28 protein-coding genes and 1 tRNA gene are annotated in these 20,087 nt (G+C 58.3%); 13 read left to right on the forward strand and 16 right to left on the reverse strand.

The window, feature by feature from the left end:
- Positions 1-79: 79 nt before the first annotated feature.
- A complete protein-coding gene (locus ACR3E6_RS11215; protein WP_480487162.1) occupies positions 80-1,369 on the reverse strand; it encodes a capsule biosynthesis protein in 1,290 nt (429 codons plus the stop codon).
- 151 nt (positions 1,370-1,520) lie between these two features.
- Between ACR3E6_RS11215 and ACR3E6_RS11220 the strand changes: the two genes are divergently transcribed.
- The 5 genes from ACR3E6_RS11220 (at position 1,521) to ACR3E6_RS11240 (ending at position 4,727) form a co-directional block, all read left to right on the forward strand.
- Positions 1,521-2,108 (forward strand): riboflavin synthase, encoded by a 588-nt coding sequence (locus tag ACR3E6_RS11220; RefSeq protein ID WP_480487164.1) that lies wholly within the window; start codon positions 1,521-1,523, stop codon positions 2,106-2,108.
- Between the two features lie 99 nt (positions 2,109-2,207).
- A complete protein-coding gene (gene ribB, locus ACR3E6_RS11225) occupies positions 2,208-3,329 on the forward strand; it encodes a 3,4-dihydroxy-2-butanone-4-phosphate synthase (RefSeq protein ID WP_171723520.1) in 1,122 nt (373 codons plus the stop codon).
- Between the two features lie 2 nt (positions 3,330-3,331).
- The gene (locus tag ACR3E6_RS11230; RefSeq protein WP_209833480.1) at positions 3,332-3,883 is read left to right on the forward strand and encodes a 6,7-dimethyl-8-ribityllumazine synthase; all 552 of its coding nucleotides are present in this window, start codon (positions 3,332-3,334) and stop codon (positions 3,881-3,883) included.
- Positions 3,880-4,362 (forward strand): transcription antitermination factor NusB, encoded by a 483-nt coding sequence (nusB, locus tag ACR3E6_RS11235; protein ID WP_171119535.1) that lies wholly within the window; start codon positions 3,880-3,882, stop codon positions 4,360-4,362. Before ACR3E6_RS11230 ends, nusB begins: the two co-directional genes overlap by 4 nt.
- 59 nt (positions 4,363-4,421) lie before the next feature.
- On the forward strand, positions 4,422-4,727 hold the full coding sequence (locus ACR3E6_RS11240; RefSeq protein WP_171723518.1) for a hypothetical protein: 306 nt from the start codon (positions 4,422-4,424) through the stop codon (positions 4,725-4,727).
- A 214-nt stretch (positions 4,728-4,941) separates the two neighbouring features.
- Here the strand turns inward: ACR3E6_RS11240 and ACR3E6_RS11245 are convergent, their stop codons facing one another.
- A complete protein-coding gene (locus tag ACR3E6_RS11245; RefSeq protein WP_171633406.1) occupies positions 4,942-5,367 on the reverse strand; it encodes an SRPBCC family protein in 426 nt (141 codons plus the stop codon).
- Positions 5,360-5,683 carry an ArsR/SmtB family transcription factor gene (locus tag ACR3E6_RS11250; protein WP_480487166.1) on the reverse strand — a complete coding sequence of 108 codons (324 nt, stop codon included), beginning with the start codon at positions 5,681-5,683 and terminating at the stop codon, positions 5,360-5,362. Before ACR3E6_RS11250 ends, ACR3E6_RS11245 begins: the two co-directional genes overlap by 8 nt.
- A 114-nt stretch (positions 5,684-5,797) precedes the next feature.
- Between ACR3E6_RS11250 and ACR3E6_RS11255 the strand changes: the two genes are divergently transcribed.
- A complete protein-coding gene (locus ACR3E6_RS11255) occupies positions 5,798-6,229 on the forward strand; it encodes an MmcB family DNA repair protein (protein WP_152457561.1) in 432 nt (143 codons plus the stop codon).
- A 2-nt stretch (positions 6,230-6,231) separates the two neighbouring features.
- Here the strand turns inward: ACR3E6_RS11255 and ACR3E6_RS11260 are convergent, their stop codons facing one another.
- Positions 6,232-6,420: a DUF6324 family protein gene (locus tag ACR3E6_RS11260; RefSeq protein WP_152457562.1), complete on the reverse strand. Its 189-nt coding sequence runs from the start codon at positions 6,418-6,420 to the stop codon at positions 6,232-6,234.
- 77 nt (positions 6,421-6,497) lie between these two features.
- On the opposite strand from ACR3E6_RS11260, the gene ACR3E6_RS11265 reads away from it, so the two are divergent.
- Complete coding sequence (locus ACR3E6_RS11265; protein WP_171633403.1) at positions 6,498-6,980, forward strand: GNAT family N-acetyltransferase; 483 nt, start codon at positions 6,498-6,500, stop codon at positions 6,978-6,980.
- 47 nt (positions 6,981-7,027) lie between these two features.
- A tRNA-His gene (locus tag ACR3E6_RS11270) sits at positions 7,028-7,104 on the forward strand.
- Positions 7,105-7,198: 94 nt separating this feature from the next.
- Here ACR3E6_RS11270 and ACR3E6_RS11275 read toward each other — a convergent pair.
- From ACR3E6_RS11275 to secG, 12 genes are all read right to left on the reverse strand, one after another.
- Positions 7,199-8,005 carry an ABC transporter permease gene (locus tag ACR3E6_RS11275; RefSeq protein WP_152457564.1) on the reverse strand — a complete coding sequence of 269 codons (807 nt, stop codon included), beginning with the start codon at positions 8,003-8,005 and terminating at the stop codon, positions 7,199-7,201.
- Complete coding sequence (locus ACR3E6_RS11280; RefSeq protein WP_171170555.1) at positions 8,002-8,889, reverse strand: ABC transporter permease; 888 nt, start codon at positions 8,887-8,889, stop codon at positions 8,002-8,004. The genes ACR3E6_RS11275 and ACR3E6_RS11280 overlap by 4 nt, the downstream gene beginning before the upstream one ends.
- Positions 8,890-8,971: 82 nt before the next feature.
- A complete protein-coding gene (locus tag ACR3E6_RS11285) occupies positions 8,972-9,721 on the reverse strand; it encodes a transporter substrate-binding domain-containing protein (protein WP_171723514.1) in 750 nt (249 codons plus the stop codon).
- Positions 9,722-9,754: 33 nt separating this feature from the next.
- Positions 9,755-10,531: an ABC transporter ATP-binding protein gene (locus ACR3E6_RS11290; protein ID WP_209833472.1), complete on the reverse strand. Its 777-nt coding sequence runs from the start codon at positions 10,529-10,531 to the stop codon at positions 9,755-9,757.
- Between the two features lie 109 nt (positions 10,532-10,640).
- Positions 10,641-11,399, reverse strand: coding sequence for a phosphate/phosphite/phosphonate ABC transporter substrate-binding protein (locus tag ACR3E6_RS11295; RefSeq protein WP_480488128.1), 759 nt, complete (start codon positions 11,397-11,399; stop codon positions 10,641-10,643).
- A gap of 5 nt (positions 11,400-11,404) precedes the next feature.
- Positions 11,405-11,842 (reverse strand): tellurite resistance TerB family protein, encoded by a 438-nt coding sequence (locus tag ACR3E6_RS11300; RefSeq protein WP_152457569.1) that lies wholly within the window; start codon positions 11,840-11,842, stop codon positions 11,405-11,407.
- A gap of 20 nt (positions 11,843-11,862) precedes the next feature.
- The gene (locus tag ACR3E6_RS11305) at positions 11,863-12,312 is read right to left on the reverse strand and encodes a tellurite resistance TerB family protein (RefSeq protein WP_480487169.1); all 450 of its coding nucleotides are present in this window, start codon (positions 12,310-12,312) and stop codon (positions 11,863-11,865) included.
- Positions 12,313-12,354: 42 nt separating this feature from the next.
- On the reverse strand, positions 12,355-12,648 hold the full coding sequence (locus ACR3E6_RS11310) for a DUF1330 domain-containing protein (protein WP_480488130.1): 294 nt from the start codon (positions 12,646-12,648) through the stop codon (positions 12,355-12,357).
- A 75-nt stretch (positions 12,649-12,723) separates the two neighbouring features.
- Positions 12,724-13,500, reverse strand: coding sequence for an isocitrate lyase/PEP mutase family protein (locus ACR3E6_RS11315; RefSeq protein WP_209833468.1), 777 nt, complete (start codon positions 13,498-13,500; stop codon positions 12,724-12,726).
- Between the two features lie 168 nt (positions 13,501-13,668).
- Positions 13,669-14,151, reverse strand: a complete 483-nt coding sequence (locus ACR3E6_RS11320; protein WP_480487171.1) for a bacterioferritin — start codon at positions 14,149-14,151, stop codon at positions 13,669-13,671.
- Between the two features lie 122 nt (positions 14,152-14,273).
- On the reverse strand, positions 14,274-15,917 hold the full coding sequence (locus ACR3E6_RS11325; RefSeq protein WP_209833466.1) for a CTP synthase: 1,644 nt from the start codon (positions 15,915-15,917) through the stop codon (positions 14,274-14,276).
- Positions 15,918-16,077: 160 nt separating this feature from the next.
- Positions 16,078-16,443 carry a preprotein translocase subunit SecG gene (gene secG / locus ACR3E6_RS11330; RefSeq protein ID WP_171723509.1) on the reverse strand — a complete coding sequence of 122 codons (366 nt, stop codon included), beginning with the start codon at positions 16,441-16,443 and terminating at the stop codon, positions 16,078-16,080.
- A gap of 151 nt (positions 16,444-16,594) precedes the next feature.
- Here secG and nthA point away from each other — a divergent pair, with 151 nt between their 5' ends.
- The 5 genes from nthA to ACR3E6_RS11355 all read left to right on the forward strand — a co-directional run bounded on the left by nthA (position 16,595) and on the right by ACR3E6_RS11355 (position 19,965).
- Entirely contained in the window at positions 16,595-17,209 is a 615-nt protein-coding gene (gene nthA / locus ACR3E6_RS11335) for a nitrile hydratase subunit alpha (RefSeq protein WP_480487173.1), read from the forward strand.
- Entirely contained in the window at positions 17,206-17,883 is a 678-nt protein-coding gene (gene nthB, locus ACR3E6_RS11340) for a nitrile hydratase subunit beta (protein WP_171723508.1), read from the forward strand. The genes nthA and nthB overlap by 4 nt, the downstream gene beginning before the upstream one ends.
- Positions 17,880-18,209, forward strand: a complete 330-nt coding sequence (locus ACR3E6_RS11345) for a nitrile hydratase accessory protein (protein ID WP_480487175.1) — start codon at positions 17,880-17,882, stop codon at positions 18,207-18,209. The genes nthB and ACR3E6_RS11345 overlap by 4 nt, the downstream gene beginning before the upstream one ends.
- A gap of 224 nt (positions 18,210-18,433) precedes the next feature.
- A complete protein-coding gene (locus ACR3E6_RS11350; protein WP_171723506.1) occupies positions 18,434-19,729 on the forward strand; it encodes an adenylosuccinate synthase in 1,296 nt (431 codons plus the stop codon).
- Positions 19,729-19,965 (forward strand): DUF2842 domain-containing protein, encoded by a 237-nt coding sequence (locus ACR3E6_RS11355; RefSeq protein WP_171228487.1) that lies wholly within the window; start codon positions 19,729-19,731, stop codon positions 19,963-19,965. The genes ACR3E6_RS11350 and ACR3E6_RS11355 overlap by 1 nt, the downstream gene beginning before the upstream one ends.
- Positions 19,966-20,087 lie beyond the last annotated feature (122 nt).

The following is a 20,087-nucleotide window of genomic DNA, read 5'->3' on the forward strand; positions in this document are numbered from 1 at the left end:
GCCGGATATCCTCAGTCTTTTGTTGTTGCGGGAAGATTAGCCGGTAAGCAGCACAACTTCCAGTCACAGGGCGACCGAATTACTCGACGATTTTCAACTGTGGCGTCGGTGCCTCGTTCTTGTTCAGAAGGGCCTGATAAGGGTCACTGCTGCTGAGCATCATGTCCACGGCGCGGCGCAGCAACTGCCGCCTGCCGCGCCGGGAATAAAACCCGCCCGGAACCTGGCTGGTTTCCAGCAGGAATTGCCGGTAACAGCGATAGGCGTCGACATCCGGCGCGTCTGGTTCAGCAAAAAATGCAGCGATCGACTGCTGTGATACGAAGTCGGTCTTGTCATAAACCGAACGTCCGAAAATACGCAGCGGAATACCCCGCCACAAGACCTGCTGCCCCGCAGTGGAATTCACGGTGACGGCCGAATTTGCCTCATCCAGCAAACCTGCCAGTTTTCCGCCTGGGACATAGTGAACACGGTTCTGCACCCCGTGTTTCCTGGCAATCTCCATGGCGCGCAGGTGCAATGGTTCACGGTGGTTTTCCAAAGGGTGCTCTTTCACGACCAGCCTGTGATGTGCCGGTGCGCCTTGCGCGAATCCTGCGATGACCAGTTCCAGAAAATCGGACATGCAGGAGAATTCGGAATGGGCCTGAACCGAACTGTCATGCCCCAGTTGCAGCAACACGAGGTGATAGGGGAAGCCCCCCCACCTGACGCGCGCCGTGGCAATGCCGCGTTGCAGGCGATGAACAGGCATCAGCATCAGACGTTTGAAATACAACCGGAATTCCTGTGAAACCGACAGATCACGATGAGGCCGGAAATTGCGGTATCTCTTGTTCAGGAACATGACGAACCAATGATAGAGGGCACCGTAGAATATGTGTTGCCGCATATCCCCCCAATGCGACGGTGGCGGGGGCGTTTTGCTGTCCGACCGGGCCAGAGCCTGCCGCATCTGGTCGACATCCAGTGACATCAGGCGCGAATGCCCGTTTGACCCGTCCCGCTCGTACGTGACCCACCAGGGCCGCAGGTAGCCTTCTTCGAAAACGTGAACTGTCAGCCCTTGAGACTTCGCAATCTCAACTGCGCGGGCGTGGACCGGTCTCGTGTCGCCATAAAGAACGATATCCGTGACGCCTTTGTCGGCAATCAACCTGTTCAATGTCTCGGGCCAATCGCCGGGCGTGTTCCGGAATGCGATGAAACTTGCCTTGTCGAACCAGAACGCCTGATCCCCCGCATTGAACCCAACCCGCCAGACCTGTGCCCCCGTGGCGCGCAACATCTGCCCGAGTGTCGAGAAAAACGGCCCGTGAGGTCCCTGAAGAAACAGGAAGACCCGTTTGTCTGAGCCTGAAGGCATTTGCGGCATCTGGACTGCTCTTTTTTGGTTTTGTTGCCGAAACTATGCCCGTTTGGGCCTTGTACGGCAAGGCGGGGCTTGCCCGCGCGGCCCATTGGGCTTACCTCGACGGTGAAAAGCAGGCACAGGTTATGAACTGAGGGTTAACGGAATGTTCACAGGGATCGTCACCGACATCGGCACCGTCACCGAGCTGGAACAGCAGGGGGATCTGCGCGCCCGGATCAAGACGGCCTATGACACGGCCGGTATCGATATCGGAGCCTCGATTGCCAGTGATGGTGTGTGCCTGACGGTGATCGCGCTGGGCGACGATTGGTATGATGTTCAGATCAGCGCCGAGACGGTTTCGAAGACCAATCTTGATACCTGGGCCGTCGGCAAACGTGTCAATCTGGAGCGAGCGCTGAAAGTCGGTGATGAACTGGGCGGTCACATCGTTTCGGGTCATGTGGATGGCGTGGCCGATGTGGTCGCGGTCGAAGATGAAGGCGACAGCACACGTGTCACCTTGCGTGCACCGAAGGAACTGGCGCGGTTCATAGCGCCCAAAGGGTCGGTTGCGCTGAACGGGACATCGCTGACGGTCAATGACGTGAATGATTGCGAGTTTGGCATCAATTTCATCCCTCACACCAAGGAAGTCACGACCTGGGGCGATGTCGGTGTGGGCGATCGCGTCAATCTTGAGATCGATACACTGGCCCGGTACGTCGCGCGCCTGTCCGAGATGTCCTGATACGTCGCGTCGGAAAACCCCAGCGCCGTTTGTGGACTGGTCTTTGCGCCCTCAGTGGTCTATTCCGCCGAGCAAACCTGCCATGTGAAAGGCTGCCCCATGAGCTTTGAAACCCCCGGACCGGTCGAGGCCCAGTTGCGTGACGCGATCAGCCCGATCGAAGAAATCATCGAAGAGGCGCGCGCCGGCCGGATGTACATTCTGGTCGATCACGAAGATCGCGAGAACGAAGGCGATCTGGTGATCCCGGCCGAGTTTGCGGATGCCGAGGCGATCAACTTCATGGCCACCCATGGGCGCGGCCTGATCTGTTTGCCGATGACGGCGGAACGGATAGATGCGCTGGGCTTGCCGATGATGGCCGTGAACAACTCATCCCGCCACGAGACGGCCTTTACGGTTTCGATTGAGGCGCGCGAAGGTGTCAGCACCGGGATTTCAGCTGCCGACCGGGCGCTGACCGTGGCGACCGCAATCAACGAACAGAACACGATGGCGCATATCGCCACCCCGGGCCATGTCTTTCCGTTGCGGGCAAAGCGGGGCGGGGTGCTGGTGCGCGCAGGCCATACCGAGGCCGCCGTGGATATCTCGCGTCTTGCCGGGCTGAACCCGTCAGGCGTGATCTGCGAGATCATGAATGAAGACGGAACCATGGCGCGCCTGCCGGATCTGGTCGAGTTCGCCAAAAACCACAACATGAAAATCGGCACGATCAGCGACCTGATCAGCTATCGGTCGCGCAATGACAATCTGGTTGTCGAGACTTCTCGTCAAACAGTCACCTCGGAATACGGCGGTGAGTGGGAAATGCGGATTTTCACCGATCAGACCCACGGCATTGAACATGTTGTCATGATCAAAGGCGACATCACCACGCCCGAGCCCGTTCTGACGCGCACGCACGCCCTGCATGAAGCGCCGGATATCCTGGGGCTTGGCCCGAAATCATCGCGCGAGCTGCCGCGCGCGATGGAAAAGATCGCCGAAGAGGGCCGCGGAGTGGTCTGCCTGTTCCGCCAGCCGCGCAACTCGTTGTATGCGGTCGAGGATGAAGGCCCGCGCACCATCAAGCAAACCGGTCTGGGGGCGCAGATCCTGTCCAAGATGGGGATTCAGGAACTGGTGCTTCTGACCGACTCTCCTGAAACGGTGTATCTTGGGCTGGACGCGTTTGGCCTGTCCATCGTCGGCACCCGCTCGATTCTGAAGGAAGACTGAACATGGCTGAACAAGACAAACACGGAATTCTGCCGACACCCAGCTTCGACAAGCCGGTGAAACTGCTGATCGTGGCCGCTCCGTTCTACCGCTCGATCGCCGACAACCTGATTGCAGGTGCCACGGCCGAGATCGCAGCGGCTGGCGGCACCTGCGAAGTGGTCGAAGTGCCCGGCGCGCTGGAAATTCCCACGGCCATCGCCATGGCCGACCGACAGTGCAACTTTGACGGCTATGTCGCGCTTGGCTGCGTCATCCGCGGTGAGACCACGCATTACGAAACCGTCTGCAACGACTCCAGCCGCGCGATCCAGCTGCTGGGCCTACAGGGGCTGTGCATCGGCAACGGCATCCTGACGGTCGAGAATGACGAGCAGGCCGAAGTCCGCGCCGATCCGGAAAAGATGAATAAAGGGGGTGGCGCGGCCGCTGCGGCCTTGCATCTGATCGCGCTCAGCCGTAAGTGGGGCGCTTCGAAAAAGGGCGTCGGATTCAAGCCGCCGTCCGAGTCCATCCTGGTGGCGGGCGACAGCAACGGATCAACGACAACATGACCCAGACAGACACGCCGAAACCGGCAAACCGGAAACGCCTGATGAAATCCGCAGCGCGGCTTTATGCCGTGCAGGCGCTGTTCCAGATGGAGCAGTCGGGCCAGACGACCGAACAGGTGGTCAACGAGTTTCTGGACCACCGGTTCGGCGCGGTCTACGAGGGCGACGAGATGCTTGAGGGCGACAGCACGCTGTTCCGCAAGCTGGTGGATGACGCGGTGAACTATCAGGCGCCGATCGACCAGATGACCGACCGCGCGCTGGTGGCGAAATGGCCGATCGCGCGCATCGACCCGACCCTGCGCGCGCTGTTTCGCGCGGCGGGTGCGGAACTGACCCAAAGCGGCACACCGCCCAAAGTGGTGATCACCGAGTTTGTCGATGTGGCACGTGCCTTTTTTCCAGAAGGTAAAGAACCCAAATTCGTCAATGCCGTGCTGGATCACATGGCGCGCGAGGCGCAGCCCGAGGCGTTCTGACACGTTTACCTGAACCAGACATGCGCTAGCATTGTTGTCGAAGCGCAAGGAGGTTCGCCATGCCCAAACTGATCCGCCTGTATATCACGCAAGTCGCTTGGGGTTTTGTCATTTCGGCCGTGTTTGTCGGGGTGCTCTTGGCGCTGAACGTCGCGAACCTTCGGCATCTGATCTCCGGGTCGGAAATCGGCCTGATCGCGTTGGTGATGATCTGGTTCATGAACGGCATCGTCTTTGCCGGCGTTCAGTTCGCGTACAAGATCATGAGCATGGCGGAAAAGCCGCAGGGGCCGCGTCGGGGAACACCGGTCGCACACAGCTTCGAGCCGGCAACCGTGAAACAGGAAGCTCACGCAGGGCGCTGATATTTCAGGGAAAGTGCGGCGGGACCACCAGTCAACCGTGCGGTTTGATTCCCGAGGACCTGTATGTACAGGTGGGCGCCGGGTAATCAGGCCAGGACCTGAACAGAGCCAGCCCCCTCGGAATTGCTTAAGGCCACCAGAATGCTACCTGTCACAAGAAGGGCAGAACCCGCCACGCGCTTAAGTAGGTTGTCTGACGGGTTCGCGCAAGAGGTCAGGCGTCAACAGTTTCGTGCAATGACACACGCAGCTTGCCGAAATGTTCATCCCACCCTTTGTCCAGAGCTAGGATCAGATCAAATGCTGCGACGCCTTGCGGTAATCCTTCGTGCACAAGCTCAAGACGTGTGCCGCCCAAGACCGGTTCCAATGTCCATTTGACCACGCTTACAGCGTCCCCCATCGGTTTGACGGTAAAGGTGTGTTCAAGATATTTGGGGGGGCGGGCGATACGGACCTCTCCCCAGATCAGTAAGTCGCCGCTTGTCGTGCCGAACATCTCAAGCTTCTGACCTTCTGCCAGTGTTCTTTCCGGTTTGTGGAACCATTCCGCCAGATGGTCAGGTTCTGTCAGATAAGCCCAAACGGTTTCCGGTTCCGCCCTGAGGAAAATCGATTTCTTCAATACGGCATCAGTCATTTTGTTTCCTTTCAATAGCTTCCTTGAGAGAGTTGAGGCGATCATCCCAGAACTGGTCAAAATAGCTAAGCCAGTCGAGCACCGGGGCCATACCCTGTGGTTCAAGTCGATTGATGCGTTCCCGGCCGCGCGCTTCGACTGTGATCAACCCACCGTCGGACAGAATCGTCAGGTGTTTTTTGACCGCAGCGCGGGTCATGTCGAACCGGTCCGTCAACTGCCCGATCGTCATGTCCTGTAACGAGAGCAGTCGCACGATGTTTCGGCGTGTGGGATCGGCCAGCGCGCGAAACGCGTTTTGAGTTTGGTTCTCCATAAGCAACCTCAGGAATAGTACCGTTTGGTACTATATTAATGCGATACCAAAAGGTACTATGTCAAGACGCAAAGGTGCTTTACTTTTGTTCGCTAATTGTTCACATTTTTGGCTATGACTTTGGATCTGCAACCTGGACAGAGACTGGCACGTGGCGTCGCTCGGCATCTTGCGGCGCATGGCTTTGTTTCCGTAGAAGAATTTGTGCCTGCGCGCGGGTTGCGCGTGGACGTGATGGGGCTGGGGCCAAAGGGTGAGTTGTGGGTGATTGAGTGCAAATCCAGCCGTGCCGATTATCAGTCGGATTCGAAATGGCAGGGCTATTTGGAATGGTGTGACCGATTCTTCTGGGCCGTCGATACAGAATTCCCGACCGATCTGTTGCCTGATGAAACAGGCCTGATCATCGCCGATGCCTATGATGCGGAAATCGTGCGTATGGCGCCCGAGGACAAAATCGCACCGGCGCGGCGCAAGAAGATGATCCAGAAATTTGCAACGGATGCCGCGCGCCGTTTACACGCGCTTCGGGATCCCAGGCTGTAAGGTCAGCCTTTGACCGCAAGGGCGGCTTGTACCGCAGCGCGAATTTCGTCGGCGATTTCTTCTGCTTCTTCCGGGTCAAAATCCATCGGTATTTCGATGCCGTCAGCTTCGATGAACAGGCGGACCATACCCTGATCGGTCGGACCGATTTGCAGGTTTGCCTGAATGTCGCGTTCGGTATTGATGCCCATCTGTGCCTCCGAGACTGAGCGTTCCTGCTAGCGCGCACGGGGTTGAGAATCAAGTCACCTTTGCGGTCAGATAAGATATGAAAGACGCCGTTCTCAGACCCTTTCACCCCGATGACGCCGCGTGGCTGGTTGAACAGCACGGTCTGCTTTATGCGCGCGACGAAGGGTTTGATGACAGCTTTGCGCCCCTGGTGGCCAGCATCCTTGACGACTTCATGGCCAACAGTGACCCCGAGCTTGAAAGAGGCTGGATCGCCGAGCAGGACGGGCAGCGTCTGGGAAGTATTTTCTGCGTTGCTGTTGACCGGAATACCGCCAAGTTGCGGCTGTTTCTGCTTGTTCCGAAAGCACGAGGGCTGGGGCTGGGAAAGCGCCTGTTGCAAGCATGCACTGCCTTCGCACGCGGGGCAGGATACAAAGAAATGGTTCTGTGGACGCACGAAAGCCATACCGCCGCCTGCGCACTTTACAAGGCGTCCGGCTGGGAATTGACAGACAGCAAAGCGGTGCATTCCTTCGGTGTCGATCTTGTCGAACAAAGCTGGAAATTTCGGCTTTAATCCTCTTGCATTCCGCGGGCGTGTTCGGTACATCGCCCCTCACGAGTGCCGCCTTAGCTCAGTTGGTTAGAGCGCTGGATTGTGGATCCAGAGGTCCCCTGTTCAAGCCAGGGAGGCGGTACCACTTCTCCCCTTTTGAATGTGCTGTAAAGCGCCCGGGCGCGCGGTGATTGGCGTTGATTTGGTTTGGTGTCCAGACGTGACTGGCGCGCCGAAACTCAGCGCGCCAGGTTCAGTTTGAACCGCATCTTGGCCCGTTTTGCGACCGGTAGGTGCCGGTTCAGGCGTTTGTTGATCAGGCCAAAGCCCCCGACGATTACCAGCGTCAGCAGGATGAAATAGAACGCCAGTATCGGGTATGGGATGAACGGGTTGAACGTCTTGTCCGCAAAGTAACTGGCGTAATACAGGGCGTCTCCGCGTTGCTGCCAGGCCGGGAAGGCTGAAAAGAAGACCAGTGTTGTCGCGTGGAAAAGAAAGATTGCTTCGTTTGTGTAGGCAGGCCAGGCAAGCCGCAACATGGTGGGCCAGACGATCCGGCGAAAACGGGCCCAGCCTGACATGCCATAGGCATCTGCGGCTTCGATATCGCCCTTGGGAATGGACCTTAGCGCTCCGTAAAAGATCTCGCCTGAATAGGCGGCAGTGTTGAGGAACAGCACGATCAGCGCCCCCAGCCAGGCCGAGGTGAAGGCGTCGAACATCGGGTTGGATTTCTTCAGCGACAGGAACAGGAAATAGGCGAAGAAAAACTGGATAAACAAGGGCGAGCCGCGAAACAGGAAAATGAACCATTCCGAAGGCTTGCGAAGCCATTTGTTTGCTGACGCCTTGCCGACGGCCAGGGCCGTGGCCAGAAAGAAGCCGGTCGCCAGCGCCATGATCCCGAAATAGACATTCCAGATCATCCCCGACCCGATCAGCGTGAACTGTTCGCACAGGGTGAAGTCACTTTTGGGCAGTAGCCGCTCGCCGATACCCAGGGACCGAAGGCCGTAATCTTGAATCGTCTGCAAGCAGCTCATGCCGTGGTCTCCTTGCGCAGAAGCTCGCCGCCGGACGTGGCCTGCCCGTGGGACAGTTTCCGCATCAGCTTTTCAAGCCCAAGTTCAGACACGCGCGTCATGCCGAGGTAGAAGACAAGCAGGAACAGGAAGTACCACATGCGCCAGTCGCCATGCGGATACTGGGTGAACTTGGACGTCTTGGTGCCGCCAAGTTCGCGGGCCCAATAAACGATGTCTTCGATTCCCAGCAGGAACAGCAGCGGAGTGGCCTTGATGAGAACCATCCAAAGATTTGACAGGCCGGGCAGGGCATAAACCCACATCTGCGGCACAAGGATGCGCCAGAAGGTCTGACGACGGGACATGCCATATGCTTCGGCGGTTTCAAGCTGCGCGTGGGGCACGGCGCGCATTCCACCAAACAGAACGTTTGCCGCAAACGCCCCGAAAACAATCGAGAAGGTAACGACGGCCAGGAAGAAGCCATAGGTTTCATGCACCCATTCCGGTGCAGTCCCCAATGGCAGCTTGGCCGCCTGACAGACGATAAAGTCATTTCCCTGCCGGATCGGGTCGGTCCATTCGGGGCACAATATCTTGTGCCGCGTCCATTCGAACGCCTGATCCAACGCTATCACGAAAAACAGGAAGAAAGCGATGTCCGGGACACCGCGCACGATGGCAATATACCCTTTGCCCAGCCAGCTCAGGGGCGGGAAATGTGATCGGGCGGCCATTGCGCCAACAAAACCAAACGCCAATGCGACCGGCGCGGTCACAGCCAGCAATCCCAACACCTTGAGGAACGACAGGTAGAAGGACCAGTGCACGCCGTTGGTCAGGTAGCAGGAGAACCAGCGGAATGTTCCGAGCGTGTCAGGGTCAGCGCAATAGGAAAACATGAAGCGTCTTTCGAACGTCATACCCGGTTATTCCACCGGGCAGGGTTCGGCGCGATGGACGCGCCGAACCGCTTGATACGGATTAGTTTGTAACGACCGAACCGTCAGCGTTGTAGGTCGGAACGCCTTCGCCGAACCACTTGATGATCAGTTCATTCAACGAACCGTCCGCTTTCATCGATGTGATCGCCTCATCGAACTTTCCACGCAGTTCGCCATCCGATTCACGGATGCCCAGCCCGATGCCACCGCCCAGCGGCACGTCATCACCCACAAAGACCAGCTCTCCGGCGGATTCCTCGACGATCGGCACCAGGAAGTCCTTGTCGGCAAACACGGCATCGGCTTCACCGTTGCGCACGGCTGCGATGGTTTCTTCCGGAGTTGCAAACTCGACCAGTGTCGCGCCCGACTCGGCTACGTGGCCTGCCTGAATGGTGGCGGTCTGTGCGGCAACGACGCCGGTGGAGACATCAACATCCTCGGACGCACCGACATAGGCCGAAGCCGCAGGCGGGAAGTAGTTCTGGGTGAAGTCGATGACTTCGTCACGTTCGTCGGTGATCGACATGCCTGCGATGATGGTGTCGTAGTTGCCCGAGACCAGGTTCGGAATGATCGAATCCCAGTCGTTCTTGACCCATTCACATTCCAGATTTGCGCGCTTGCACAGTTCGTCGCCGACTTCACGCTCGAAGCCGTCGATTTCGCCCGCATCATTGATGAAGTTGTACGGAGGGTAGGCGCCCTCGGTCCCCATGCGGACCGTGTCGGCCATGGCGATACCGGCGGTCAGGGCCAGTGCGGCAGTGGACAGAATCAGATTTTTCATTGGTTGCTCCCCAGTTTGGTTCTGTTTTTGAAGTTAAGCCGCCTGAGTGGCGGAGAGAAAACCCCGAAGCCGTTCGGATTCAGGAGATGTGAAGATATCTTCCGGCGTGCCTTCTTCCTCGATCAGGCCCTGGTGCAGGAACACCACGTGGCTTGAAATGTCGGCGGCCATTTTCATGTCATGCGTTACGATGATCATGGTGCGCCCTTCGGCGGCCAGGTCCTTGATCACCTTTATCACTTCCTGTTCCAGTTCAGGGTCCAAAGCCGAAGTCGGTTCATCAAACAGCAGGGCTTCGGGTTCCATGCACAGGCCGCGGGCGATGGCGGCGCGTTGTTGCTGCCCCCCTGACAATTGCGCCGGATAGGCGTCGCATTTGTCGCCGATGCCAACTTTGTCCAGATACTTGCGCGCGCTGTCTTCAACCTCGGCCCTGTCGCGCCCCAGAACGGTCACTGGGGCCTCCATCACATTTTGCAGGATGGTCATATGAGCCCAAAGATTGAACTGTTGAAACACCATCGACAGGTTGGTGCGTATGCGCAGAACCTGTCTGGGGTCGGCGGGGCGGCGCCCGTGCTTTTCCCCGGACCATTTGACAGGCTCACCCTTGAAAAGGATTTCTCCTTGCTGGCTGTCCTCCAAAAGGTTGCAGCACCGCAAAAGCGTCGATTTGCCGGACCCAGACGACCCAATCAGTGATACCACGTCACCGCGATGTGCCGTGATATCGACCCCCTTCAACACCTCTAGATTTCCGAAGCTTTTGTGAAGGTCTTTGATTTCGATGACGGGGGCAGTTTCTGTCACGGGCAGTCCAGTGGTTGGTGGTGTTGGTGCGGTACTAGGACCGAAAAAAAAGGTCAATGCAATGCGCAAATGACAGAATCAAGCGGAGAAACACCCAAATTGGCCAAAATCAGTCGTCAAATTGGGCAGTCGTTGATCCGCTATCTTTGGGAGAAGGCGGAGTGGGGACCGCCAGGTAGTGCGCCGCGGGAATATCGATCAACCCGCTTATATGCAGAAATCGTTGGTCGTCGTCGCATAGCTGGTCAATTGCGGCCCGAACAGCGCCTGCAATGACCTGCGGATTCTGACTCATCGATGTGATGTAGGGAAGGGTCGGAGTCGGAGTCGTTGTTGCCAGTTCGCGCAGTTTGGTTCCCAAATTGCTATGTTGTTGCAGCATCAGCCACGTCAACATGTCCAGCGCGGCAAAGTCCGCTTTGCCACCTGCGACGGCTTGGGCAGACAGCGCATGCCCGCCGGTTTCCAACAGTCCGGCGGGGTGCAGGTTTGCCTGGATCATATGTGTGATCGGGGCTGCCCAGCCGGATTGGGACAAGCCCTCATTATACGCGAAAACCCCTGTGCTCAGCCCCGCCAGATCCCGGTCGTCGTCATTCCGTGCCACAAAGACCGAGCAATAGTATCCGGGGGGACATCCAGGCAGGTCATAGTCCGGAGTGCCAACCAGTTGCACGTGACCATGCAATCGGGTTCGAAACGGCATGCCGCAGGTTTGTGCCAGAATCAGGTTTGGGTCCTGCCAGACCGCCCACACGTCTTTGTCGCGGTTAAGGTGTTCGGGACCTGATCCAAGTTGGGCACGAATCAGGTTCCAGAACCTGTCATTGGCGGCTTGCAGGGCAGGCATGTCATACATGCCCAGCATGGCAATCACGATTTTGCAGCCTTTTGCCGTGCCAAAGCGGAATCCACGTCACTTACGCCCAGAAGACTGACCACCAGACGCAGCAGCGAATCTTCCTCGCTGGTGCGGTGCCCATCGGCCAATGCCACGGACCACAGCGCCTGAACGACCGCAAGCCGATCTTCATAGGCAACCGCCTCTTTGATGGCTCGGGTAAAGCGGACGGTGTCCGGGGCCTCGGCCTCAAGATCTTCGGCGCGGGCACGCAGGGCGGCGCATTCGAACGGGGACAGGCCATAGCGTTGCGCCGAAATTCGGTCGATACGGGCCATTTCGGTATCGGAATAGTCATTGTCGGACCGCGCCAGACGCACCAGCAGGGCCGTGAGGGCTAGGCGGGCATCATCGTCGACAAGAGGATCGGGCTGAGGCTGCGTAAGCCTGGAAAGAAACTCACTGAACATGCGTTAGATATAGCGAGCGTCTAACCCACATCCAAGCGGCTTTGAACGCGTTCACGCGCAGCCTTGCTGTCGTTAAAGCTCAACCCCATGGCAACGCGGGCTTCCTCGACGATTTTCACCTCGCCTTCGTCGGTGTTTCCATCTGCCAGGACAACTTCCCACAGCGCATCCAGAGCGGCCAGGCGTTCCTTCAGATCCGTGGTCTCGCGGATCAGCTTGCCGAAGGTATCGGTATCCGGCGCGGCCGCATGAAGCTTTTCGCAAGTGGCGCGCACCTTGGCTGCTTCGATTGCGTTATGCTGGTAAAGACGGGCCAGGATTTTGTCGATCAGGCGGATCTCTTCCAGCTGGTAGTCCCGATCAGCCTGCGCCACGCGCACCATGAGCGCGCCCAGAGCAAGTTCGGCATCCGGGTCCGGAAGATGTTCATGCTGGGGCGGTCTGAGCGCCTGAAGGAACTTTTTCAACATGGTAAAAGATTATTCCATATTTTGTGGTGCGCCAAGCGTAGTCTACCCGTCATAGCCCTGAATGATCACAAGATCGCCCATCGATACCGGGGCGCGCAGTGCTTTGGCTTTCTGGTATGCTTCGCTTTCGGAACAGGCAAGCGCATCCTCATAGCTGGGAAATTCTATCACAACGGTCCGGGCGCGCGCTGCGCCTTCCTTGACTTCGCGCTTTCCTCCGCGTGTCAGAAAGCGCGCACCATAAGCTGCAAAGGGCTCCGCATTTGCAGCAATGTAGGTCTTGTACGTGTCCATGTCGTCCACATCGACATGTGCAACCCAATAGCCTTTCATCAGGCTTGCCTCCTGTTCGGTTTCAAAAGCAGGGTGATGAGAAGTGGCGGCAATTGCAATCCCACAACTTCAGGGTGATCAGTCGCGGTAGTGAATAGCGGCGTGTGCCTGATCTGTTAACCACTTGATCATCTGACGATAAGGAACCGGGCCATAGCTGACGCGCGCAACCCCCAGTTCAGCCAGGCGGAGAGTGCCGGGGGTGCCGGGCAGGGCGATGATGTTGACTGGCAGGTTGGTACGCTCGCACAGATGGCCGATCATCGCCTCGTCTTTCAGCCCCGGAGCAAAAAAACCGCTGGCACCCGCTGCCTCATAGGCCGAAGCACGGGCAATGGCGTCGTTCAGCATGGCCTCATCATGTGTTTCTGCCGGGGCCTTCAGGAAAATGTCAGTTCTTGCGTTGACATAGGCAGGTATGCCCACGTCTTCGCAGGCCGCGCGCATGGCTTCGATACGTTTGGCCTGAACCGCTGTATCGTACAGCCCGTCGCCGCCGATGATCTGATCTTCGAAGTTGAAACCAACCACGCCGCAATCCAGCGCACGCTTGACGTTTTGCGCAATGCCCTGTGGATCTTCGGCATATGCCCCTTCGAAATCCAGTGTCACCGGAAGATCAACCGCTGCAACGATGCGGCGCGCATTGTCCAATGCGGTCTCAAGCGGGATGTTCTGACCGTCGCCAAAACCCTGTGCCATGGCGACAGGTGCGCTGCCTGTGGCAATGGCTTGCGCGCCAGCATCCCGCACCGCGCCGGCACTGCCGGCATCCCAGATGTTGAACAGAATGACGGGGTCGCCCTTTTTGTGAAGGCTGGCAAAGGTCTTCGCGCGTTGGGATTGATCGCTCATCGAGGCTCTCCTGTCGTAGTGTGATCAACAGTTAACCCCATGAGGGCAGACCGAGTAGAGGTTTTTTTGCTCGGCAGCGTCACATTGAAGTGACGGAAACCGCACGGCCCGGTCCATGGCAAGATGGTCCGGGCCATGCTGGTGCATGGGCAAGCGGCGGTGCGTGCCTCAGGCTTCTTCTGCCGCGCCGGATACAAATTTTGCGCTGAAGTTGGCCTCACCCAAACGCTTCAACAGGTTCAGCTGAGTGTCCAGCCAGTCCTTGTGGCCTTCTTCTTCCAGCAAGATGCGTTCGAACAGGGTCCTTGACCCGACATCGCCGACCTCGGCGGCCTGCAACGCGGCCTTGGTATAGAAGTCGACTGCCTCGGTTTCATCCTTCAGGTCCGCGGCAAACATGTCTTCCAGAGACCCCGCTGCGACTGGACTTTTCTGAAACGCAATCTCGGGCACGCCGCCAAGGAACAGGATACGCTCGATGAACGCGTCGGAGTGACCCAATTCTTCCTGCATTTCAGCGCGCATTTTTTCGGCAAGGATGTCCAGCCCCCAGTCCTCCAGCACATGGGCATGCAGCTGGTACTGGTGCGCTGCCGTCAGCTCCATATGAAGCGCTTGCTGGAGGTTGGTAATCGTTGTTGCGTTGCTCATCGGAAATCTCCTGAAACTCTGAACGGCATAGAGCCTGCGAAGCAGAAATTCTGCTTGCACATACAGTTAAGAGATCAGCCCGCACAAAACAACGCGGGGTGACAGTCCGACACAGCCCAGGGTCAGACCAGGCGAGAAGTGTCTTTCGCAGCGCGCACGAAATCGCGGAACAGGGGATGCGGGTCGAACGGTTTGGACTTCAGTTCCGGGTGGTACTGCACACCGATGAACCATGGGTGATCTGACCATTCTACGATTTCTGGCAGGCGTCCGTCCGGCGACATGCCCGAGAAGTTGAGCCCGGCCTTTTCAAGCTGCTCACGGTACTTGATGTCCACTTCATAGCGGTGACGGTGGCGCTCTTCGATCTGCGTGCCGCCATAAACTTCAGCGACTTTCGATCCTTCTGCCAGCACCGCATTGTAAGCGCCCAGGCGCATGGTGCCGCCCTTGTCGTCACCGACCTTGCGTTCGACCTTGTGATTGCCCTGCACCCATTCCTTCAGATGGTACACGACAGGTTCAAAACGTTTCTTCCCGGCTTCGTGGTCGAATTCTTCCGAACCAGCTTCCTTGATGCCAGCCGCATTTCGGGCGGCCTCGATCACGGCCATCTGCATCCCAAGGCAGATGCCCAGATAGGGGACTTTGTGCTCGCGCGCATATTGTGCGGCCTTGATTTTGCCCTCTGTGCCGCGTTCGCCAAAGCCTCCGGGGACGAGGATGGCGTGGAAACCCTCAAGATGGGGTGCGACGTCTTCGTTGTCGAACACCTCGGCGTCAACCCATTCGACCTTGACCTTGACCCGGTTGGCCATGCCGCCATGGGTCAGCGCCTCGGCAATCGATTTATAGGCGTCTTCAAGCTGCGTATACTTGCCTACGATGGCGACCTTCACTTCGCCCTCGGCGTTGTGGATGCGGTCGCTGACGTCTTCCCATTTTGCCAGATCGGGTTTGGGCGCTGGGCTGATCTGGAACGCGTCCAGAACGGCCTGATCCAGACCTTCGCGGTGATAGGCCAGCGGCGCGTCATAGATGGTGCTCAGGTCCTGCGCTGCGATCACGCTGTCGGGGCGCACGTTACAGAACAGCGCCAGTTTCTCGCGCTCCTTGGTCGGGATCGGACCTTCGGAGCGACAGACCAGAATATCCGGCGCCAGACCGATCGAGCGCAGTTCCTTCACCGAGTGCTGAGTCGGTTTGGTTTTCAGCTCGCCCGAGGCCTTGATATAAGGCAGCAGCGTCAGGTGCATGAAGATGCACTGCCCGCGCGGCTTGTCCTGACTGAACTGGCGGATCGCCTCGAAAAACGGTAGGCCCTCAATATCGCCCACGGTGCCACCGATTTCGCACAGCATGAAATCAACCTCATCCTCGCCGATGGCGATGAAATCCTTGATCTCGTTGGTGACGTGCGGGATCACCTGAATGGTCTTACCCAGATAGTCCCCGCGGCGTTCCTTTTCGAGCACGTTGGAATAGATCCGCCCCGAACTGACCGAGTCGGTCTTGCGCGCGGCCACGCCGGTGAATCGTTCGTAATGGCCCAGGTCCAGATCGGTTTCGGCCCCGTCATCGGTGACGAACACTTCGCCATGTTCAAACGGAGACATCGTGCCGGGATCGACGTTCAGATAGGGGTCCAGCTTGCGTAGCCGCACCGAATATCCCCGGGCTTGCAAAAGCGCGCCCAACGCCGCCGAAGCCAGTCCTTTGCCCAAGGACGAAACCACACCACCAGTGATGAAAATAAATCGCGCCATAGTTTTTCGGCTGCTCCCGTGAGACGTCAAAATCAGCTGCCCGACGGTTTCGAAAAACCGCTGCATCACGGGACTTCACGTATAAAGGATTCGCGCCAAAAGCGCAAGAGAACCGCAAGATGCTGTTGCAGTCCTCTTCCATGTTTCTAGGTTTTGTAGGTCAGTCGGCCTGCGGGATCAGCGGCGCGTTGTCGCCCTGTGCAGGCGGCAGAAGGTCATCCGCCGACGGAATTGCCGGAGTATTTTCTTCGTTTGAAGCCGGAGCCGGCACGCCCAAACGGTCGATCACCGAGCTGCCCGAAGATTTCTGCGCCGCCAGAATGGTCAGCGTGATCGAGGTCACGATGAAGCAAGCGGCAAGGATCCAGGTCAGTTTGCCCAAAGCGGTCGCTGCTGCACGGCCTGTCATGGCTCCGCCACCACCGCCACCCATGCCAAGGCCACCGCCTTCGGACCGCTGCATCAGAACAACGGCAATCAAGCCTAGGGCCAAAAGAAGGTGGATGATGAGAACGACGTTTTCCATGGTGTTCCTGTACAGCGTGGCGTGTATCGCGTGGTATCTATGCAAGTTTGCCAGCGGGGGCAAGTGAGGAGTTCGCATCACTGCACGTGATATGTCATATCACGTCAAAGGGACTGGACAGAACGCCGATGCGTGACGCAGGCTGCGGCCCATGCCTCATGACGACCACGACCACCCGCACGCCCTTTTGCCGCCCGAACCCGCGCTTCGCGTCAAAGCGCTGGAAACGATTCTGACCCGCAAGGGCTTGATCGACCCGGCGGCTCTGGACGAAATCATAGACACCTATCAGAACAGGATTGGCCCGCAGAACGGCGCGCGGGTGGTTGCCAAAGCCTGGAGCGACCCAGCTTTCAAGGCCGCTCTGCTGGAAGACGCCACCTCGATGGTCGCGGATCTTGGTTACTATGGACGCCAGGGCGAACACATGGTTGTTGTCGAGAACACGCCAACCCGACACAACATGGTCGTCTGCACCTTGTGCAGCTGCTATCCTTGGCCGTTGCTGGGTATCCCGCCGGGCTGGTACAAATCTGATGCCTACCGTGCCCGAGCGGTGCGTGAACCCCGCAAGGTACTGGCCGAATTCGGCCTCACCCTGCCTGAAGACACTTCGGTGCGGGTGTGGGATTCGACCGCCGAGGTTCGCTATCTCGTTCTGCCGATGCGTCCCGATGGAACTGATGGGATGAGCGAGGAGGCGCTTTCCGCACTTGTGACACGTGACAGCATGATCGGCACGGGTTTGCCGAAGGCCCCTTCATGACCCGCGTTCACGATATGGGCGGCCGCTTTGGAGATGGTCCGATAAATCCCGAGGCCGAGGACGCGCCGGTTTTTGCCGAAGACTGGCACGCACGGGCGCTGGCAGTGACACTTGCATCCGGCTTTCTGGGGCAGTGGAATATCGACGTATCCCGCCACGCAAGGGAACGGTTGTCGCCAAAGGACTATACCCGGTTTTCATATTACGAGAAATGGATTTCGGGCCTGGCTGACCTGTTGGTAGAACACGGCGTTCTTTCTCTGGATGACCTGCGCAGCGGCGGAGAGGATGGGCCGCATCCGTTAGCGGAACGGATGCTCAAGGCGGACGCCGTGTCAGCCGCTCTGGCCAAAGGTGGACCGGCGGACAGATCTTCGAACGTGGCGGTGCAGTTTTCTGTCGGTCAACAGGTGGTCACGACCCGTCCGGCGGGAAATCGCATTGTGGATGGCGGGCACACACGCCTGCCGAATTATGCGTCCGGTGCCAGGGGGCGAATACTGCGCCTGCACGGAACCCATGTCCTGCCCGATTCCAATGCTCATGGGCTGGGCGAAGCGCCTGAACCGATCTATGCCGTGGTCTTCCCCGCATCGGAACTTTGGACCAGCCCGGAGCATCCGGATGACGAAGTGGTACTGGATCTCTGGCAAAGCTATCTGGAACCGGCATGAGCGGCTGCAACGAACATTCAGCCCCAGAACCGGTGTTTGCCGAACCCTGGCACGCTCAGGTCTTTGCCGTCACCGTTGCCCTGAACGAGGCCGGGCGGTTCGAATGGGCGGATTGGGCGGCCCGGTTCTCGGGCACGTTGAAGCGCCACGGGCTCGCGCGAGAGCTGGACGGCGGCGACGACTATTTCCGTGCATGGCTGGAAACGCTCGAAGGGTTGCTGGCCGAGCAGGGCGTCTCGTCGCCGCAGGAGGTGAAAGGGCTACATAAATCTTGGGAAAAGGCTTATCTGACGACACCTCATGGGCAACCGGTGCATCTGCGTTGATGCCGGGCAGGGGGCTCTGCCCCCGCCGCCCGTTCCGTGCGGCTCCCCCGGGATATTTTCAGCCAGATGAAGCAGGGGATCCGCTTTTCATCTGGCTATAAATATCCCCGCCGGAGGCATCGCGTGTTCGCGCGATTTTCATCTGCGGCGAAATATCGGTTTCCCTGTCGTTTCCGCCCAGCTATATGAGCCGGGTTTGATAACTCAGCGCAAAAGGACCGGATATGGCCAACGTGGTTGTTGTCGGCGCCCAGTGGGGTGACGAAGGAAAAGGCAAGATCGTCGACTGGCTCAGCGAACGGGCGGACGTGATCGCGCGTTTTCAGGGCGGGCATAATGCCGGACATACGCTGGTGATTGATGGCGAAGTTTACAAGCTGCACGCTCTGCCGTCCGGTGTCGTGCGCGGCGGTAAGCTGAGCGTCATCGGCAACGGCGTGGTGTTGGACCCTTGGCATCTGGTCAAGGAAATCGCGACCATCCAGGCACAAGGTGTAGAGATCACCCCCGATACGCTGATGATTGCGGAGAACACCCCGTTGATCCTGCCGATCCACGGTGAATTGGATCGCGCTCGTGAAGAGGCGGCCAGCAAGGGGACCAAGATCGGCACAACAGGTCGTGGGATTGGACCGGCCTATGAAGACAAGGTCGGGCGTCGTTCTGTTCGTGTCGCGGATCTGGCGGATGAAGCCACGCTCGAGGCTCGGGTGGACCGTGCTTTGCAGCACCATGACCCGCTGCGCAAAGGTCTGGGAATCGAACCGGTCGACCGCGACGCGCTGATTGCCCAATTGAAAGAGATCGCGCAGAGCATCCTGCCTTTTGCCGCACCTGTGTGGAAAGTGCTGAACGAAAAGCGCAAAGCCGGAAAACGCATCCTTTTCGAAGGGGCGCAAGGCGCGCTGTTGGACATCGATTTCGGCACCTATCCATTTGTGACCTCGTCCAACGTGATCGCAGGCCAGGCCGCGACAGGGGTGGGGATTGGACCGGGATCGATCGACTTTGTGCTGGGGATTGTAAAAGCCTACACCACCCGTGTCGGCGAAGGCCCATTCCCGACCGAACTTGAGGATGCGGATGGTCAGCGCCTTGGGGAACGCGGGCATGAGTTCGGAACAACGACAGGTCGCAAGCGCCGCTGTGGCTGGTTTGATGCGTGCCTGGTCCGTCAGACCTGCGCGACCAGTGGCGTGAACGGTATCTCATTGACAAAGCTGGATGTTTTGGACGGGTTTGAAACGCTTAAAATCTGCACCGGATATGAGCTGGATGGCCAACGGCTGGACTATCTGCCCACCGCGGCCGATCAACAGGCACGGTGCACCCCCATCTATGAAGAAATGCCGGGCTGGAGCGAATCCACTGAAGGCGCGCGCAGCTGGGCCGAATTGCCCGCCAACGCAATCAAGTATGTGCGCCGGGTGGAAGAGCTGATCGAATGCCCTGTGGCCCTTTTGTCCACCAGCCCGGAGCGGGACGACACCATTCTGGTGACCGACCCGTTTGCAGATTGATGAACAAAGAGCAGAAAACAGGCCTGAGCTACAAAGCGCGCCGGCGCTGGTCGTTGGTTATACTTGTGATCGGCCTGCCACTTTACATTGTGGCGGTGGTGACGGTTTTGAACTGGCTGGAGCGCCCCCCGATATGGGTGGAACTTCTGGTCTATATCGTTCTTGGCATTCTTTGGGCCCTGCCGTTCAAGTTCGTTTTTCGCGGCGTTGGCAAAGAGGACCCGGATCAATCCTGAGCCGGGTTTGGCACTGCAAAAGATTAAGCGGGCAAACGCCGTGCGTGTAAACGCGCGCAATTATACGTGGGTTCTGTGACTTTGCTGAATTGAGCCGGGCCATTGCTCGGACCAAGGCGGCT

It is taken from the genome of Ruegeria sp. AL3 (assembly GCF_056536065.1).

Excerpts from the sequence above, each read along its gene's own strand:
- nthB (WP_171723508.1), top strand. The coding sequence starts at position 17,206 with ATGACCCGCGTTCACGATATGGGCGGCCGCTTTGGAGATGGTCCGATA.
- secG (WP_171723509.1), bottom strand. The coding sequence starts at position 16,443 with ATGGAAAACGTCGTTCTCATCATCCACCTTCTTTTGGCCCTAGGCTTG.
- ACR3E6_RS11255 (WP_152457561.1), top strand. The coding sequence starts at position 5,798 with ATGACTTTGGATCTGCAACCTGGACAGAGACTGGCACGTGGCGTCGCT.
- ACR3E6_RS11240 (WP_171723518.1), top strand. The coding sequence starts at position 4,422 with ATGCCCAAACTGATCCGCCTGTATATCACGCAAGTCGCTTGGGGTTTT.
- ribB (WP_171723520.1), top strand. The coding sequence starts at position 2,208 with ATGAGCTTTGAAACCCCCGGACCGGTCGAGGCCCAGTTGCGTGACGCG.
- ACR3E6_RS11215 (WP_480487162.1), bottom strand. The coding sequence starts at position 1,369 with ATGCCTTCAGGCTCAGACAAACGGGTCTTCCTGTTTCTTCAGGGACCT.
- ACR3E6_RS11280 (WP_171170555.1), bottom strand. The coding sequence starts at position 8,889 with ATGTTTTCCTATTGCGCTGACCCTGACACGCTCGGAACATTCCGCTGG.
- ACR3E6_RS11295 (WP_480488128.1), bottom strand. The coding sequence starts at position 11,399 with ATGCTGGGCATGTATGACATGCCTGCCCTGCAAGCCGCCAATGACAGG.
- nusB (WP_171119535.1), top strand. The coding sequence starts at position 3,880 with ATGACCCAGACAGACACGCCGAAACCGGCAAACCGGAAACGCCTGATG.
- ACR3E6_RS11285 (WP_171723514.1), bottom strand. The coding sequence starts at position 9,721 with ATGAAAAATCTGATTCTGTCCACTGCCGCACTGGCCCTGACCGCCGGT.
- ACR3E6_RS11250 (WP_480487166.1), bottom strand. The coding sequence starts at position 5,683 with ATGGAGAACCAAACTCAAAACGCGTTTCGCGCGCTGGCCGATCCCACA.
- ACR3E6_RS11325 (WP_209833466.1), bottom strand. The coding sequence starts at position 15,917 with ATGGCGCGATTTATTTTCATCACTGGTGGTGTGGTTTCGTCCTTGGGC.
- ACR3E6_RS11350 (WP_171723506.1), top strand. The coding sequence starts at position 18,434 with ATGGCCAACGTGGTTGTTGTCGGCGCCCAGTGGGGTGACGAAGGAAAA.
- ACR3E6_RS11305 (WP_480487169.1), bottom strand. The coding sequence starts at position 12,312 with ATGTTGAAAAAGTTCCTTCAGGCGCTCAGACCGCCCCAGCATGAACAT.
- ACR3E6_RS11355 (WP_171228487.1), top strand. The coding sequence starts at position 19,729 with ATGAACAAAGAGCAGAAAACAGGCCTGAGCTACAAAGCGCGCCGGCGC.
- ACR3E6_RS11245 (WP_171633406.1), bottom strand. The coding sequence starts at position 5,367 with ATGACTGATGCCGTATTGAAGAAATCGATTTTCCTCAGGGCGGAACCG.
- ACR3E6_RS11345 (WP_480487175.1), top strand. The coding sequence starts at position 17,880 with ATGAGCGGCTGCAACGAACATTCAGCCCCAGAACCGGTGTTTGCCGAA.
- ACR3E6_RS11300 (WP_152457569.1), bottom strand. The coding sequence starts at position 11,842 with ATGTTCAGTGAGTTTCTTTCCAGGCTTACGCAGCCTCAGCCCGATCCT.
- ACR3E6_RS11275 (WP_152457564.1), bottom strand. The coding sequence starts at position 8,005 with ATGAGCTGCTTGCAGACGATTCAAGATTACGGCCTTCGGTCCCTGGGT.
- nthA (WP_480487173.1), top strand. The coding sequence starts at position 16,595 with ATGCCTCATGACGACCACGACCACCCGCACGCCCTTTTGCCGCCCGAA.
- ACR3E6_RS11220 (WP_480487164.1), top strand. The coding sequence starts at position 1,521 with ATGTTCACAGGGATCGTCACCGACATCGGCACCGTCACCGAGCTGGAA.
- ACR3E6_RS11260 (WP_152457562.1), bottom strand. The coding sequence starts at position 6,420 with ATGGGCATCAATACCGAACGCGACATTCAGGCAAACCTGCAAATCGGT.
- ACR3E6_RS11315 (WP_209833468.1), bottom strand. The coding sequence starts at position 13,500 with ATGAGCGATCAATCCCAACGCGCGAAGACCTTTGCCAGCCTTCACAAA.
- ACR3E6_RS11265 (WP_171633403.1), top strand. The coding sequence starts at position 6,498 with ATGAAAGACGCCGTTCTCAGACCCTTTCACCCCGATGACGCCGCGTGG.
- ACR3E6_RS11320 (WP_480487171.1), bottom strand. The coding sequence starts at position 14,151 with ATGAGCAACGCAACAACGATTACCAACCTCCAGCAAGCGCTTCATATG.
- ACR3E6_RS11230 (WP_209833480.1), top strand. The coding sequence starts at position 3,332 with ATGGCTGAACAAGACAAACACGGAATTCTGCCGACACCCAGCTTCGAC.